General features: G+C 65.6%; 13 protein-coding genes and 2 pseudogenes. 8 read left to right on the forward strand and 7 right to left on the reverse strand.

Annotation, left to right across the window (positions count from 1 at the left end; genetic code table 11):
• The 3 genes and pseudogenes from JMJ56_RS28475 to JMJ56_RS36270 form a co-directional block, all read left to right on the forward strand.
• Positions 1-251 (forward strand): family 16 glycosylhydrolase (locus JMJ56_RS28475; protein ID WP_202835138.1); only part of this gene is annotated, 251 nt, incomplete at its 5' end.
• Between the two features lie 163 nt (positions 252-414).
• Positions 415-1,379 (forward strand): annotated as a pseudogene (locus tag JMJ56_RS28480) (IS5 family transposase).
• 55 nt (positions 1,380-1,434) lie between these two features.
• Positions 1,435-1,629, forward strand: a pseudogene (locus tag JMJ56_RS36270) (IS701 family transposase); the annotation flags it as partial.
• Positions 1,630-1,744: 115 nt separating this feature from the next.
• Here the strand turns inward: JMJ56_RS36270 and JMJ56_RS28485 are convergent.
• The 3 genes from JMJ56_RS28485 to JMJ56_RS28495 all read right to left on the reverse strand — a co-directional run bounded on the left by JMJ56_RS28485 (position 1,745) and on the right by JMJ56_RS28495 (position 3,666).
• Complete coding sequence (locus JMJ56_RS28485) at positions 1,745-2,086, reverse strand: MarR family transcriptional regulator (RefSeq protein ID WP_202835139.1); 342 nt, start codon at positions 2,084-2,086, stop codon at positions 1,745-1,747.
• Positions 2,087-2,499: 413 nt separating this feature from the next.
• Positions 2,500-2,823, reverse strand: coding sequence for an RNA chaperone Hfq (gene hfq / locus JMJ56_RS28490; RefSeq protein ID WP_236038753.1), 324 nt, complete (start codon positions 2,821-2,823; stop codon positions 2,500-2,502).
• A gap of 144 nt (positions 2,824-2,967) precedes the next feature.
• Positions 2,968-3,666, reverse strand: a complete 699-nt coding sequence (locus tag JMJ56_RS28495) for a thermonuclease family protein (protein ID WP_202835140.1) — start codon at positions 3,664-3,666, stop codon at positions 2,968-2,970.
• Between the two features lie 795 nt (positions 3,667-4,461).
• Between JMJ56_RS28495 and JMJ56_RS28500 the strand changes: the two genes are divergently transcribed.
• The 3 genes from JMJ56_RS28500 to JMJ56_RS28510 all read left to right on the forward strand — a co-directional run bounded on the left by JMJ56_RS28500 (position 4,462) and on the right by JMJ56_RS28510 (position 7,435).
• On the forward strand, positions 4,462-4,758 hold the full coding sequence (locus JMJ56_RS28500) for a hypothetical protein (RefSeq protein ID WP_202835141.1): 297 nt from the start codon (positions 4,462-4,464) through the stop codon (positions 4,756-4,758).
• A gap of 315 nt (positions 4,759-5,073) precedes the next feature.
• Positions 5,074-5,256, forward strand: coding sequence for a hypothetical protein (locus tag JMJ56_RS28505; protein ID WP_202835142.1), 183 nt, complete (start codon positions 5,074-5,076; stop codon positions 5,254-5,256).
• Between the two features lie 1,435 nt (positions 5,257-6,691).
• On the forward strand, positions 6,692-7,435 hold the full coding sequence (locus JMJ56_RS28510; RefSeq protein WP_202835143.1) for a molybdate ABC transporter substrate-binding protein: 744 nt from the start codon (positions 6,692-6,694) through the stop codon (positions 7,433-7,435).
• 666 nt (positions 7,436-8,101) lie between these two features.
• On the opposite strand, the gene JMJ56_RS28515 is transcribed toward JMJ56_RS28510, so the two are convergent.
• Entirely contained in the window at positions 8,102-9,292 is a 1,191-nt protein-coding gene (locus tag JMJ56_RS28515) for an alpha/beta fold hydrolase (RefSeq protein WP_202835144.1), read from the reverse strand.
• Entirely contained in the window at positions 9,292-10,299 is a 1,008-nt protein-coding gene (locus JMJ56_RS28520; protein ID WP_202835145.1) for a hypothetical protein, read from the reverse strand. The genes JMJ56_RS28515 and JMJ56_RS28520 overlap by 1 nt, the downstream gene beginning before the upstream one ends.
• Positions 10,300-10,351: 52 nt before the next feature.
• Here JMJ56_RS28520 and JMJ56_RS28525 point away from each other — a divergent pair, with 52 nt between their 5' ends.
• On the forward strand, positions 10,352-11,008 hold the full coding sequence (locus JMJ56_RS28525) for a TetR/AcrR family transcriptional regulator (protein ID WP_202835146.1): 657 nt from the start codon (positions 10,352-10,354) through the stop codon (positions 11,006-11,008).
• A gap of 10 nt (positions 11,009-11,018) precedes the next feature.
• Here the strand turns inward: JMJ56_RS28525 and JMJ56_RS28530 are convergent, their stop codons facing one another.
• Together JMJ56_RS28530 and JMJ56_RS28535 are read right to left on the reverse strand one after the other, a co-directional pair.
• The gene (locus JMJ56_RS28530; protein ID WP_202835147.1) at positions 11,019-11,735 is read right to left on the reverse strand and encodes a DJ-1/PfpI family protein; all 717 of its coding nucleotides are present in this window, start codon (positions 11,733-11,735) and stop codon (positions 11,019-11,021) included.
• Complete coding sequence (locus JMJ56_RS28535) at positions 11,732-12,781, reverse strand: GlxA family transcriptional regulator (protein WP_202835148.1); 1,050 nt, start codon at positions 12,779-12,781, stop codon at positions 11,732-11,734. The genes JMJ56_RS28530 and JMJ56_RS28535 overlap by 4 nt, the downstream gene beginning before the upstream one ends.
• Before the next feature lie 177 nt (positions 12,782-12,958).
• On the opposite strand from JMJ56_RS28535, the gene JMJ56_RS28540 reads away from it, so the two are divergent.
• Positions 12,959-13,933 carry a Bug family tripartite tricarboxylate transporter substrate binding protein gene (locus JMJ56_RS28540; RefSeq protein WP_202835149.1) on the forward strand — a complete coding sequence of 325 codons (975 nt, stop codon included), beginning with the start codon at positions 12,959-12,961 and terminating at the stop codon, positions 13,931-13,933.
• Positions 13,934-13,981: the final 48 nt, after the last annotated feature.

A 13,981-nucleotide genomic window follows, 5' to 3' on the forward strand; every position in this document is an offset into this window, starting at 1 on the left:
TCGACCTCGATTTCGACCAGTGGCATGTCTATGGCCTGGAGTGGACTCCGGACCGGATCACCATGACGGTCGACGGCGAGGTGATGGGTACCTTCACCGGCAACATCCCGAGCCAGAAGATGACGGTTGGACTGCAGGGCCATGTCGGTGCCGCAGGCGAGACCTGGTATGGCGGCTCACCCAACGGCACCGGCGTCAAACATGTCGATATCGCCGTGGACTACGTCAAAGTCTACGACTGGATCGGTTGAACCACAGGCCAGGCAGAGCGGCGGAATGCCGCTCCGCCGGAGCTGCACCAGGGTAATCTCTGGATTGCCTGAACACGGCCTTGCTGCACCGGTCGCCGGCCTGGGTGGCTCTGGGTAGGGTGAGGCTGGGGCGAGTCCCCTTCACCATGCCGGGCCAGCCCTCATGCCGTTCAAACTGAATGCCGCTCGGCGCCATCACATCCCGAAGCAGCGGCACCAGGTGACTAACTGGGCCGAGTACGACACCGGCCTTCGCGCCCGCGGCAGTCTCACCGTGTGGTTCACGCCGGAGGCGGTTGAGGCCTGGAAGGCCGAGCCGCGCATTGGCCGGGGCGGGCAGCCCTCGTATTCAGCCTTAGCGATCGCTACAGCCCTGACGCTGCGGTCGGTGTTCCGCCTGGCGCTGCGCCAGACTGACCGGCTGATCGCCTCCATCTTGCAGTTGCTCGGCCTCGACCTGCCGGTGCCGGACCATAGCACCTTGAGCCGTCGGGCCGAGACGCTGGTGGTGCCGCGGCCGAGGCGGGGCGTGCGCCCGTGCACCTGCTGGTGGACAGTACGGGGCTGAAGCTCTGTGGCCCGGGCGAGTGGCTGGAGGAGAAGCACGGCAGCAGGCGGCGCCGGGCCTGGCGGGTGCTGCACCTCGCCACTGACGCCGACACCGGGCGGATCGTCGCCTCGGCGGTGACCGACAAGGATGCCGACGACGGCTCCCAGGTAGGCCCGCTGCTCAACCAGGCGGATGGGCCGGTGGTGTCCTTCACCGGCGATGGCGCGTACGACCGGGACGACGTTTACGCCGAAGTCGCAGCGCGCCATCCCGCTGCGGCTGTCATCGTGCCGCCACGCGCGAGTGCGGTGCCAAGCGACGCAGCTGAGACCACACCGACGCAGCGCGATGCACACCTGCGGTCAATTACCGAGCGCGGCCGCATGGGATGGCAGCAGGCATCGGTTTACAACGATCGCGCCCTTGTCGAAGCTGACATCTCGCGAGGGAAGCGCGTCATCGGCGATGGCTTACGTTCGCAAACGGACGGGCGTCAGGCCACTGAGGTGGCCATCGCGGCCGGCGTGCTGAACCGAATGCTTGACCTCGGACGCCCGAACTACGTTCGCATCCCATAACCCGAAACACGGGTTGGGCTCATTGCGCCCGTACCGTCGACCGCTGCAACACGGTGCCTGGCTGCAGCACCTCTGCCTCGCCGGGCATCGCTCGGCGGGGCCGGGGGAAAATGCCGGGTCAGGTTCCGGGACCGCCACTATCGCCGAGCCTGCCGGCCGTGCGCCGCGCCATCATGACGCGGCTGTTCGCCGACCTCGTCACCCCGATCCGATGTCCACACTGCCGACGCAAGCTCATGCCACCCCCTGATTGCAGACTGCCCAGGTAGTGCTAGCTGTCTCGAAGAGCATCACGCCGCCAATCAACAGGACGGCCAGACCCAGAGCGGTGGCTTCATGCCGCGTCACGGCTGCTTGGCCGCCTGCTACGCCGCCTCGGTGGTCGCTGCTGCCATCGTCGCTCTCAACCGCTCCACCATCGCAGTCCCATTGGGCGTCCGCTGCACGAGCACACTGCGACGGTCCTTCGGATCAATCTCCCGGTGCGCCAAGTCGAGCTCTTCCAGCCGGTCAAGCGCACGGGTGATGACGGGCTTGCTGATGTTGAGATGCTTTGCCAATCCCCGGACCGTTTGCAACTCGTTGGTCTGGTAGACTACCAGCAGCACCGCGAGTTGGCGGAGCGTCAGATTTGGGTGGTCGGACCGGACCTCAGACAGGCACGCCTCACGCAGGACCTGTAGCAGATGATCGGGGTCATCGCTCATTGACCAGGACCTTCTCCACCCGCATGCGGTTCCCTTCTGAGAGCCGACACCCGACGGAGAGGTGCGCCTGCAAATCGATTGTGGAGACGGCGGATCCGCATCCAGCGCGTCACCCGAGCCACTAGCGGCCGCATGCCAAGCATTATCGCAACGATGACAGCTAGGCCGACGTAGGCCAGCTCGACGATGGTCAATAGCCATTCCCCCGGCTTTGCGCCCGCGAGCATCGCTTGCGCTGCAGAGTTTCGAAAGCGAACGAAGCGTGAAGGAAGTGATCTGCTACTTCGCCGGCCGGCTTTCTGACTGGCTGAGCCGGCGGCAGCTTGATCCTCTGCGCCGCTCAGGGCTCGGCGCTTGGCTTCCGCAGCCGCACCCCAACGCCGCCGCCGTTTTCAGCGATGAACCGATGCTGCTCATTCCCGGCGGCGTGCCAGCGACAGGCGTGCGGACACGTCCGAGCGCGCAAGGGCGTCCTGCTGCACGGTTTCGCCGCTTGGCATAACCGTGCTGACCGCTTTCTTGAAGATGAGCTGCGCATGGCCAGCGCGGGTCAGCACTAGGCAAACACGGTCGAAGTTGGCCACTTTACCCTGCAGCTTGACCCCATTGGTCAGGAAGACCGTTACCGGCGCTCTGGTCCGGACCAGCTGTGCCAGAAACACCTCTTGGACAGGCTGTGACGGTTTCTGGTCTGGCATGGCGCTGCTTGGCCCCTTGATCCTGGCGTAGTAAGCCAACCAGAGCACACATTTCCGGACTTTGTAGAGACGTTTGGCTATTTTGTCTGCCCTAGCCTCCTGCTTGGCTGGGCCGGCGGCAGATTGATCTCCTGCGCCGCCGGCGGCCTCGAGCAGCCGCCGTGCCGCCGCTGCTCGCAAAGCTCACCGGCAGAGAGTTTCGCAAGGCACCCCGTCCCGATCCCCATCGAGCCGCGTGAGCCCACACTGCTGCAGATAGAAGCGAGCCTCGGCGCAGCTGGTCATCTCTCGACAATACTGCTTGCCGCCGCAGGTGAAGCCGCTACTCGCCGCTGGTGCGGAACGCGTGGGCGCTGCCGGCGCCTCGGCGATGTGGTCGGGTCTGCCTCCACGCTTTGCTGCACGCCATTCCCAAGGGGGCGTGCGCTCGGCCTCGGGGAGCGACCAAAGGCCGCGGCGACCTGCCTTGGCTTCAGTCTCGATCCGCAGCAGTTCGGGATCCCGACTATATTGACGATAGACCCAAGCGGCACCCTGCCGGACCATCTCGGCATTCACATCCAGCGGGCCAGCGTAGACCCGCCCAACAGTCCGCCCGTACCGGTCCGTGTCTTGCACCACGACCCGCACATCTTTGCCGAAGACCAATCCCGAGAGGATGTGCTGCGCACGTGTGCCGTAGGGCTGCCGGCTCTCAGGAGTGTCGATCTCGCTTAATCGGACCCGGACTTGGCGGCGCTCGGCAGTGAGCAGGGTCAGGGTGTCCCCGTCTGCCAAGCCGACTACCCGTCCGAGCAGTTCGGCAGCCCGAGCGGGAGAGCAGGACAGAAGCGCAAGCAGGACGAAGATGGCGGCCGAAAGCCGCCGGATGACGAGAGGCATGCTGCTACCTGCCACACCTTTGACCACGGTTGTAGCGGCTGAACTGAGCGTGCCTGTGCCTAGCATCAGCACCAGGGCCTGAATTGGCAACGCCCTTGGGATGCTGCCCGACGAAGCATCCATCCTAATGAACCGGGACCTATAGAAAGAGGGTGAGGTGGCGCTGCTCGAGGCAGTAGCGGCCCGGTTGGAGGTGCGGGGCCGGAGCCGGCATGCATTTAGACGGGCTCAACGGTAGCGCGGCTGGCGCTGGAAGCAGTCGGGGGGCAGCATAAGCCTGTCCCTCCACGTTATCGGGGCGCATGCCTGTGTGAGGCATGGGGCGCGTGACGAGTGACGCGCGCCCGAAGAAGGACGCTCCTCATTGGGTGACTGCGAGGGCGCTTAGACTGATTGGCAAGCCAACCGAGCCAAAGGCCGACGCTGACAAGAGCCAGAGAGATCAAGACCGCGCAGAACTCCACCATGCTCTCCCTCCTCCTGGATCCGCCGAAATGGCGCTCTAAGCAGCCAGCCCGACAGCGGCCAATCGCAACATTGCGCTTCAATCGCGACGAACTCAGCCGCTTCACCCAAGTTGGAACGATGCTGTACGAATTTGGTACAGATCACGACGGCGAGGACACGCAGATGTCTTGGGGGAAGCTTGCAATCATAGCGGTATTTCCAGTTCCGGTCTGGGTGGCTGTGATTGCGGGATGTTATTGGTTTGGAGTTGGTGTGCTCTAATCAGCGTCGTGCTGCATTGCTGGTAGTGGGCTAGCACCAGCTGCTGCGGCGACCGACATTCACGGCATGAGCCAGCCCCCCGACCAGATGGCGTCCGCAAAGCCGAAGATCTCGCCCGAGGAGCGCCGGCGCCGAACCGCCGACCGGCTGACCATGATCCGGTTGAAGATGGCGATCGGCCGTGAGTTGGATGAACGGGGCCTCACCAAGCCCGCCGAGATCGGCGCCGCGCTGGGGCTGCCGCCGGCGGAGGCGACCAAGCTGCTGACCCGGCACCAATGGCGCGAGGGCGACGTCGAGCAGCTTGAAGCAGCGGCGGATCGGCTGGGGGTGCAGATGCCAGAGCCAGGCCGCGGCTGCTGACCGAGATAACAGCGTAGCATCCAGTCTGCCGGGGGCGGGTGGCCTCCTCTCTCCACACCATCGTCGAGGATGACGCTGGTGCTGGCCATCTCTGCGCACATAAAACGAAAGGCTAATTCTTTCCGCATTCGCGACTGGTCGCGCCATCGCTGTCACTGCTCAATGTGGTGCCTCGTAAGGCGCATTCTTACGGCACCGCAGGAGTGGATCCTGTCCGCGTGGCGAGGGCGTATCCCTCGCTCGGTCGGGCGCCGGGCCGAACGTCCAGGGCAGAGCCGCTCGCCGGGGAAGCTTGGCGAGCGGCTCCCGCCGCGGATGACGATCGGTCAGAAGCTGGATGGGTCTGGCATCACCATACCCGCCGAGATCGGCGCCGCGCTGGGGATGCCAGCGGCCGAGGCAAACAAGCTGCTGACCCGGCACCACTGGCAGGAGGGCAATGTGGCGCTGCTTGAGGCCGCAGCGGCGCGGCTGGGGGTTTGTGGGTCGGACCAATAGAGCGCCGTCTCCTGTGATGGCTGCTCGCGCACCCGTTGCTATTTTCGATTGATGCGAGCCAAGCATGATCATTTCGCGGGGCGGGCTAGGAGCCATCCCTAGCGGCAGCTGGTCCCCACCGTCTGCCTCCCCCGCCCAAAAACTCCGCGCCGATACTGCTAACCCCACCAATGCCGCCTGGATCTTCTGGGCGGCCCTTTGGGCATTTCGCCGCGAGCCAAGGCAGCTCGACCGGCGCCGACAGGCCGCTCAAGAAGGGGCGCCTCGCGGCTTGGTGGCAGGAATAGCCGCAGGCGGCCAGCTAATCTTGTTACCGGAGCCGTAAGGGGTAGGCCACGCGGTGGGGCTGCCTGTTGTCTGCCGGGGCTGGATGGCCCCCTCCCGCCACACTCGCGCAAAGCCGACTTGGGCAGCGCCGCTGCTCGTGCGGAACGCTCACAAACCCGCCCGGCTGGAAAGGCGTTGGCAGGCTAATCTCTTGTCCCCAACCTAAGGCCGCCTCATTCCCGTTAGGCGGCCTTTTCCTTGCCCGCAGCCTGATTGTGGCAGCGCCAGCTCACTTGCCGGTAAGCGGACCCCGGCATCACCACGCTGCCTCCATCTGACAGGCCGGGTCGGCAGCATTAATAGCAGCGGTCGCCCGCGAGCGTGCTGGCAGTGGCGGAGACCACCGCCGCCACAACCGTGAGGGGATGCACCTTTGCGTAGTTTTCGCGCGTAAAGCCTCTATTGCTGTCGAAACGGTCGGGCTGGGGCGAGCAGTAGCTAGGCTGCCCCGAAGCGCAGGCCGAGAGCGCCGCCAAGAGGACGAGCGCAGCGGTCGCGGTGAGCGGCGTTTCGAAAAGGGGTCGCACGGCTCCCTCAAGGCGGTAGGAAGGGAAGTCATAACGACAACGCAGCGGGCGGCCAAGCGTGCGGAACGTGAGCCGTCGTGCCTTACCGCGTCCACTCGTGCTCCCCGATAACGGCACGACCGCGGATAGCGGCAAGCTCTGCATCACTTGCAGTAGGGGAGGTTATCGCATGTGAGGCCGCATTTTGGCCCAGTAACCACGAAACTTCACAAAGTGGCCATGTGGCATGACGGTCGGCGAATTATCCCCGTAGCCTCTTGGGGATCTCAGCGAGGCCTGGATCCTCGGCTTGGCTGACATGGGGCTGATTGTGGGCCTACCAGCGCTCGGCAGGCTCAGCCTGGCGGCGCAGCTCGCCCACTGGCGTGCCCATAGCCGCGTTCCCGACGCCGAGGCAGACCTGCCGCCGGCCGCGGCCTCCACGGCGGCGAAACGCTTTTTCTTTGACATCACCGGGCGCTCGGCGCGGAGTGGGTCCGCGAGAGCATCGTGGCCTCCGCACCCCGGGCCTCGCAAAGGGACGGACCATGGAAACCCACAGGCGAGCTATCCCCGCCGTTATGGCAGCGGCAGTCCTGCCCATGCTCGTCGCACCCGGCGCGCGGGACGCGAACGCGCGGGACGAAGGGAACAAGGCCAGGATCAAAGTTCTCTGCTCCATAGCCTTGCAGTCGGCAATGGACGATCTGATCCCAGAGTTTGAAAGGTCGTCCGGGCACAAAGTTACCATTGACTACGCCAATGCGGGCCCTGTCGCCGACCGGGTGCAAAGGGGCGAGGCCGCCGATGTCGTGATCAGCACCGTGTCACTGGTGGACCGACTTCAAGCGCAGGGCAAAGTCATGGCTGGCGCTCTTGTCGTTATCGCGCGGGTCGGTGTCGGGGTCTTTGTGCGCCGAGGCGCCTCGAAGCCCGACCTCAGTTCGGCCGAAGCCTTCAAACGCTCGGTACTGGCGGCGAGATCTATCGCCTATCCCGATCCGGCCGGCGGAGGCGCGAGTGGTATCTACATGGCCAGCCTGATCGCACGATTGGGCATCGCCGCAGAAATAGCGCCCAGAACCAAGCTGGCTGCGTCCGCGGAAGCGTTGTTCGCAGGTGTCGCTAGCGGCGAGGTTGACCTCGGCTTCAACCAGATTAGCGAAATACTGGCTCAACCATCCATCGAGCTCGCCGGCCCTTTGCCGGCGGACATTCAAAACTACACCCAGTTCACCCCCGGCATTGTCGCCGGCAGCAGTCAGGCCGAGGCCGGCAGGGCGCTGATCAGGTTACTTTCTTCACCTGCTGCCCAGACCGTGCTGAAGGCAAAAGGCTTCGATTGAGGCGCGCCTCGGTTATTGTCGTCCGTTCACACAACCTAGGCGACTAGACGGATCCTTTCGCGCGCGGCCCTGTCCGCTCGAGAGATGCCTCATCTCGTGATGCAGCAGAAGCGCCGGGGTGACGCTTTAGCCCAGCGTGATTCCGGCCTTGCGCACGACGCGCGCCCACTTCTTGCGGTCGCGGGTTAGTAACGCGCTGAATGCCGCAGCCCTGGCTGGCTGCGAGACGACGCCCTGCGCTGACCCTAGACCGGGAAACTGGCCCACTGATTGTGAGCTTTTTTGGGCAAGTTTGTTGGTAAGGCCGTATGTCCGCCGCTGAGCCCGGATGGCTTGCTCTGGACTAGGCCCGGTGAACCCAAGGGTGGGCTGCGTGAATGGGCTCACCCGGCACGCAGGGAGGACGGACCGTCACGGAGAATGGCACCGTTTTCGTGGGGATCGGTGCACGGTGCCCGCGCCCCTAAGTGGCGCGCCGAGACGGTTGGCCGCCGCGACGAGGGCGAGGGCCGGGCTACGGACCTCGGCGAAGAAGCGCTCGCCGTCGGGCGTGAGGAATAGAGTGCGAGTGGAGCGCGGACTAGTCGCGTGCCGTGCTCGGTCCCGAAGCGGCCGACGGTGGCGCGCAGATTGCACCACACGGCATTCGATAAGAATTTGGCAAGGCTACCTTGATGGGAAGCGTCTCGAGAGCCAGGAAATGGCCAACCGATTCAGCTCTTCCGGCTTTTCTTCCGGCGTCCAGTGCCAACAGTCGGCAACAGTGTGCTTCTCGAGGTCTGGCACGTGAACATCCATGCCGTTCGCCATGCTCGGCCGAAGGACCACGTCATGGGTAGCCGACACCATCATAGACGGCACGCGTACGGTCTGGTCGACACCAAGCCCCGCCCTCCAGTTCCTCGACAGGTTGCGGTACCAGTTAATGGCTGGAGTGAAGCCAGTGCGCTCGAAGTGGCTGGCATAGAAGTCCAACTCTTGTGCGCTTAACACATCCTTGCCCGGGAAGCTTTCCGGAAGGGGCCGTCCGTAATACTCCATGTGTGCGACTGCCGAGGGCAGCCTATCCCATTCAACGGATGTCATGAGATTCTTGCGGAAGGCGTTTCGCAGCGCACCGCGTGGATTCCGGTCCATTGCCTCGTCGGCCATCCTGCCGTCCTGAAACATCAGGACGTACATGTCGGGGCTGTAGACTCGCCGCATCTGTGAGACTGGATCGACCATCGGATCGGCGACGAAGGTCAGGCCGCTGGGCTGTGCAGCCTTGACGACGTCAGGATGCAACCACAGCATCCAGTGCGGAATGTGCGGCGTGTTGACGCCGATCACTCCGGCGACGCGTCCCCCATGGAGGAGGGCCATCTGCCAGGCGAGTAGTCCTCCCCAGTCATGTCCCATGAAGACCGCTTTCTCGATGCCGAGCGCGTCGAGCAGCCCGACGAGGTCCTTCGTCAGGTGAGTGATGTCGTAATCCTCGACCGCCTTCGGCGTGTCGCTCCGTCCATAGCCGCGCAGATCGGGGGCGATGACGCGGTAGCCCGCGGTGGCGAGAGCCGGGATCTGGTGACGCCATGTGAACGCCAGCCCCGGAAAGCCGTGCAGAAGAACAATGGGTGGGCCGGAACCCGCCTCGTAGACTGCCAGATCGATGCCGTTGGTCCTGACCATGCGCATGCCGGGCATGACCGCCTGTTGCGCGGCGGCGGGCAGAACGGAGGCCACGGCAGCTGCGACGGAACCGACGAACAGCGCCCTGCGGGAGGGGCCGGTTGCGCCTCTCGTGCCATCGGCATCGGGCGCAGACGATCGGACGCCATCCGCGATACCACCGGACGGAAGCATGTCCTTGCGCATCACAGTGCCTCCAGGGTCAGAACCTCGCCATTGATCTGTTTGAGGCGGGCGAAGTAAGCAGCAGGATCGAGCAGTTGGTAGGGAAAGTAGAGCCCGGCTGGTGTGGGCGGGTTGCCGTCGAGCCCGAGAAGCCGTTCGAGGAGCATGACGACCCCGAGCCCGGTCAGTGGCGCCGATCCCTTGCGATGGACGACCGCGTGACGGGTTCGGAGTGCCCGGCCCGCATGATCTTCTCCAGCGAGTTCGATAATGATTTCGGTCGACATTGGCTGGCCGCGGCGGCGAGTGGAACTGACTCCGTTCGCGATGTTGAACTGAACGCTCGGCGCGCCGGTCGCCGTCGCCAGTCCGACGACATCGATCGACGAGAAGCCGGAGGCCTCCATCAAGGTGCCGTCCACGGCGCGGAACGCGGCCTTCGTATCCTCGCCGGCCCGCCATATGTAATGGCTGTCGCGGCGCGTGAGCGCGGCGGGCAAGGTGCTGTTCAGGCGCTCGAAGTCTTCGGCAACCGCCGGACCGCCAGTATCTTGCTCGTCGACCAGAGCACCAATGGTGATGTCGCGGACCCGGCCGAACGCCTTGGCGAACTCAAGCGTCGGGATCGTCGTGGCGCCCACAAGCCATTCGTAGCCAAGGACGACCGGTGCGGCGTCAGGCTTGTGCATGAAGGCCGCAACTTCGGGAGCGATCTCGTAGATGCCGGACGAGATGCTGAGGTGCGGGACTCCGCGCGCCTGCGCGAAATCGAGCCCAGCGACCTGATCATCGGGAAAGAGAACGGCGACGGCACTGACCGGGTGGGCTCGGAGGCCAAGGTCGGCATCGGCCAAGTCAAGCCTCGTACCGTCCGCATTGCCGAGCCGGGCCGCGGTTTCCCTCGCCCTGGTGAGGTCGCGGCCGCCGATTAGCAGCGGCAGGTCGGGATGCGCGTCGCGCAGGAACTGAGTGGTCCAGCGACCGATGGCGCCGGAGCCGCCCATGAGCAGGATGGGAGCTGATGACATTGCGAGCCTCCTTGTTTCGGGCCACTAACCTACCTTTAGTAGGAAAGCTAACTTGGCTACCATTGGTAGGTTCCGCAAGGCGGCTGGTGGAGTGAGAAGGGATCAGCAAAAGGAGGATGGGCACAGGACGCCGCGCAGGCTTTCGAAGGATCAGCGGCGGCATCAGCTACTCGATACCGCGCTTCTGATCGTTCGGGAGGAGGGTGCGGATCGGCTGACGCTGGGGCACTTGGCCGCGCGTGCCGGTATCTCCAAGCCAGTGGCCTACGACCATTTTGGCACCCGGTCGGGCTTGCTGATCGATCTCTACAAATGGATCGACGTCGAGCGGGTAAATGCGTTTAGGGATGCGATGATCACGGGTAAGCGGAGCCTTAAGGAGTGCGTCTCGGTCCTGGCGGCCGCCTATATCCACTGTGCAGCCGACAAGACCGACGAGTTTCACGCAGTGGGCGCCGCGTTGGCGGGCAGCGAGGAGAAAGCAAAGGTCTTCCAAGAGCTACTCGACAACTCCGTCCGGATGTTCGTATCGGTGCTCCAGCCTCACAGCACGCTGCCAGTTGCCGAGCTGGAGCGCCGCTGCATCGGCTTAGTCGGCGCGGGCGAGGCACTTTCGGCCGCGCTGGTGCGCGGCAACTTCGGCGAGGCCGAAGCTGCTGGCGTCTTCGCGTCGTTGATCGAGGGCGGATTGCGCGCACGTGCGGGATGACGCAGGACAGCTACGGGCTACCGGATACGCTGATGCCAAACCGCTCCGCAACTCGCCGCGCCGTAGCCTCGCGCTGTGCGGTGATTGCTTTCACGCTCTCCCGCATCGCGGCGACGATTTCAGGCGGTGCGCTGTCCGGCGTGCCTGCATTGAACGGCGGCTCCGGCGCATAGACCATGTAAAGCTGAATGGCCTGGGCCGCCGCATCTCCGCGCAGCTCCGCCACCAGCCGCAGCGCGCCGTCGATGCCGGCGGTCACACCCGCGGCGAATACCCAGTTGCCGTCCACCACCACCCGCTCATCCACCGGGATAGCGCCAAAATAGGGGAGCAGGTGGAAGGAAGCCCAGTGGGTCGTCGCCCGCCGCCCCTTCAACAGTCCCGCCGCGCCGCAAACCAGCGCGCCCGTGCAGACCGAGAAGATGCTGCGCGCGCCCTCCGCCTGGCGGCGGACCCAACCCAGCACCTCCTCGTCCTCCATCAGTGCCTCTTGCCCGAAGCCGCCGGGGATGTGGAGCACGTCGAGCTGCGGCGCATCGGCAATCGCCCCGTCGGGGCTGATGCGCAGCCCCTTCAGGTCACGGATCATCCCGCCGGTCTTGCCGTAGAGCCGGTAGGTGGAGTTTGGGATGCGGGCCAGCACTTCGAACGGCCCGGTCAGGTCGATCTGGTCGATGCCATCGAAGACCAGTGAGCCGATATTCAGGTGGCGGTCGGGGTCGATCATGCGTCGAGGTCCAGGGCTGGGGTTATGCCGCGAACGGCGTTGCTGCGGAAACGGTCGCGGTAATCGCCCGGCGAAGTGCCGAGCTGACGAATGAAGGCGCGGCGCATCGTCTCTTCCGTGCCAAAGCCGCAGCTCTCGACGACGGCGGCCAGCGTGCCGCGCCCGGCCTCCAGCCGCTGCCTGGCCGCCTCGACGCGCATACGCTCCAGGAAGCGAGCCGGCGTGAGGCCGGTCTCCTCACGGAAGACGCGGGCGAATTGCCGCGGGCTGAGGCAAGCGCGCCCGGCCATCGCCTCCACCGAGAGGGGATGGTGCAGGTTTTCGGCAAACCAGGCGATCAGTGCGCTGAACCGCGGCCCACCCTGGCTCTGCGCCGTCAGCACGCTGCTGAACTGCTTCTGGTCGCCGGGGCGGCGGAGGAAGAGCACCAGCTCCCGCGCGACGGCCAGCGCCAGCGCATGGCCGTGATCCTCCTCGACAAGCGCCAGCACGAGGTCCATGCCCGCCGTCACCCCAGCCGAGGTCCAGAGATGGCCATCGCGGATGAAGATCGGCTCCGGGTCCACCTCCAGGCCGGGATAGCGCCGCGACAGCTCCGCGCAGTAGCGCCAGTGGGTGGTCACGCGCCGCCCTTCGAGCAGGCCGGCGGCGGCGAGGATGAAGGTGCCCGTGCAGACGCCGACGAGGCGCTCCGCCTTCGGTGCGAGGTACTGCACCAGCCTTTGCAGCCGCCGCTCCCCGGCGCGCTCCCGCGCACCTTCGCCGCCGATCACGATCAGCGTGTCGAGTGCCTCCAGGCCGAGCAGCGAGGCTTCGCTCGCCATTGGGGAGAGGGCGAGCCCGGCCGAGGTCTGCGCGAGGCCTGACCCGGCCACCACGTGGCAGGCGACGTCGTAGAGCAGCCCGGGCCCATGCTGGCGGTGGTCCGTCGCATGCAGCCGGCTGGCTTGCGCCAGCACTTCGGCAGGGCCAGCCAGGTCCAGCAACTGCACCGGGGCGGCGCCGAGGATGACGACACGGCGAGGGACGAGGTCGGCTTTCTCCATGCGGGCCATGCTGATGGGGGCCCGCCGCGGCAGCAATGCCATTCTCCCCACCGATCCTGCCACCACGGTCATGGCAGAATCGGTGGGGAAAGCGTCATTGCTGCCGCCTCTGCGTCGCCCCAGCCTACCTAATGAGGAATCTAGGACATGGCTGCATCCATCCCGTAGGAGGTGTGCATGGCCTTGCGCATGACGATCCGCCGCCGCCTGCTGCCCGGGCTGGGCGTGGCAGTGCTCGCGCACCCCGCCCTCGCCTTTCCGGAACGCACGCTGCGCATCATCTCGCCCTTCAACCCCGTAAGCCTGAGCGACATCATGGCGCGCGGCCTAGCCCAGCCGCTGTCCGGCATCATGGGCCAGACGGTCGTGGTGGAGAACCGGTTCGGGGCCGGTGGCGGGGTCGGGGCTGCTGCTGCCGCCCGTGCTCCCGCCGATGGCTACACCCTGCTCCTGGGCATGGTGGACGTAATGGCCGTCAACCCCTTCACCTACCGCAGCCTGGCCTACGATCCGGAGCGCGATTTTGCGCCGGTCAGCTTCGTCACTCACGTCCCCACCGCACTCTTCGTCGGCCCTTCCCGGCCCGACATCCGGAGCTTCTCGGATCTCGTCGCCATCGCCAAGCGATCACCGGGCGGGCTCTCTTATGCGAGCTGGGGCGTGGGCAGCACGTCCCAACTCTCCTTCGAGCGGATAGCGCGCCCCACAGGCGCCAGCTTCCTGCACGTGCCTTTCACCGGCGCCGCGCCGGCTATACAGGCGGTCCTGTCCTCCCAGGTGGACGTGATGGTGTTGCCGGCGGGCGCGGCCGCCGCCATGACGCGGAATGGCAACACCCACGTTCTAGCCGTCGCCTCGCCCGAGCGCCTGCCCCAGCTACCCGACGCGCCGACACTGGCGGAGTTGGGCCTACCGCTGTCGCTCAGCCTGTGGCAGGCGGTCTACGCGCCCGCCCGCGCCCCGGCGCCGGTCATTGCACAACTCAACGTCGCGCTCCGGCAGGCAATGCAGGCACCTGGCTTCGTGGAGATGATCCGGGCCCAGGGAGGCCGGCCGGAGCCGGGCAGCCCGGAACAGCTGGCGGCCTTCGAGCGCAGCGAGAGACAGGTTTGGGGAGCAGTCGTGAGAGAACTCGATATTCAGCTGGAGTAGCGGGACGTATCGCCTCCTGCCCGACTGCAACGACTTGGGAGGCGGGGC

Origin of the sequence: Belnapia arida, assembly GCF_016773205.1 — a bacterium.
Taxonomy (GTDB): Bacteria; Pseudomonadota; Alphaproteobacteria; order Acetobacterales; family Acetobacteraceae; genus Belnapia; species Belnapia arida.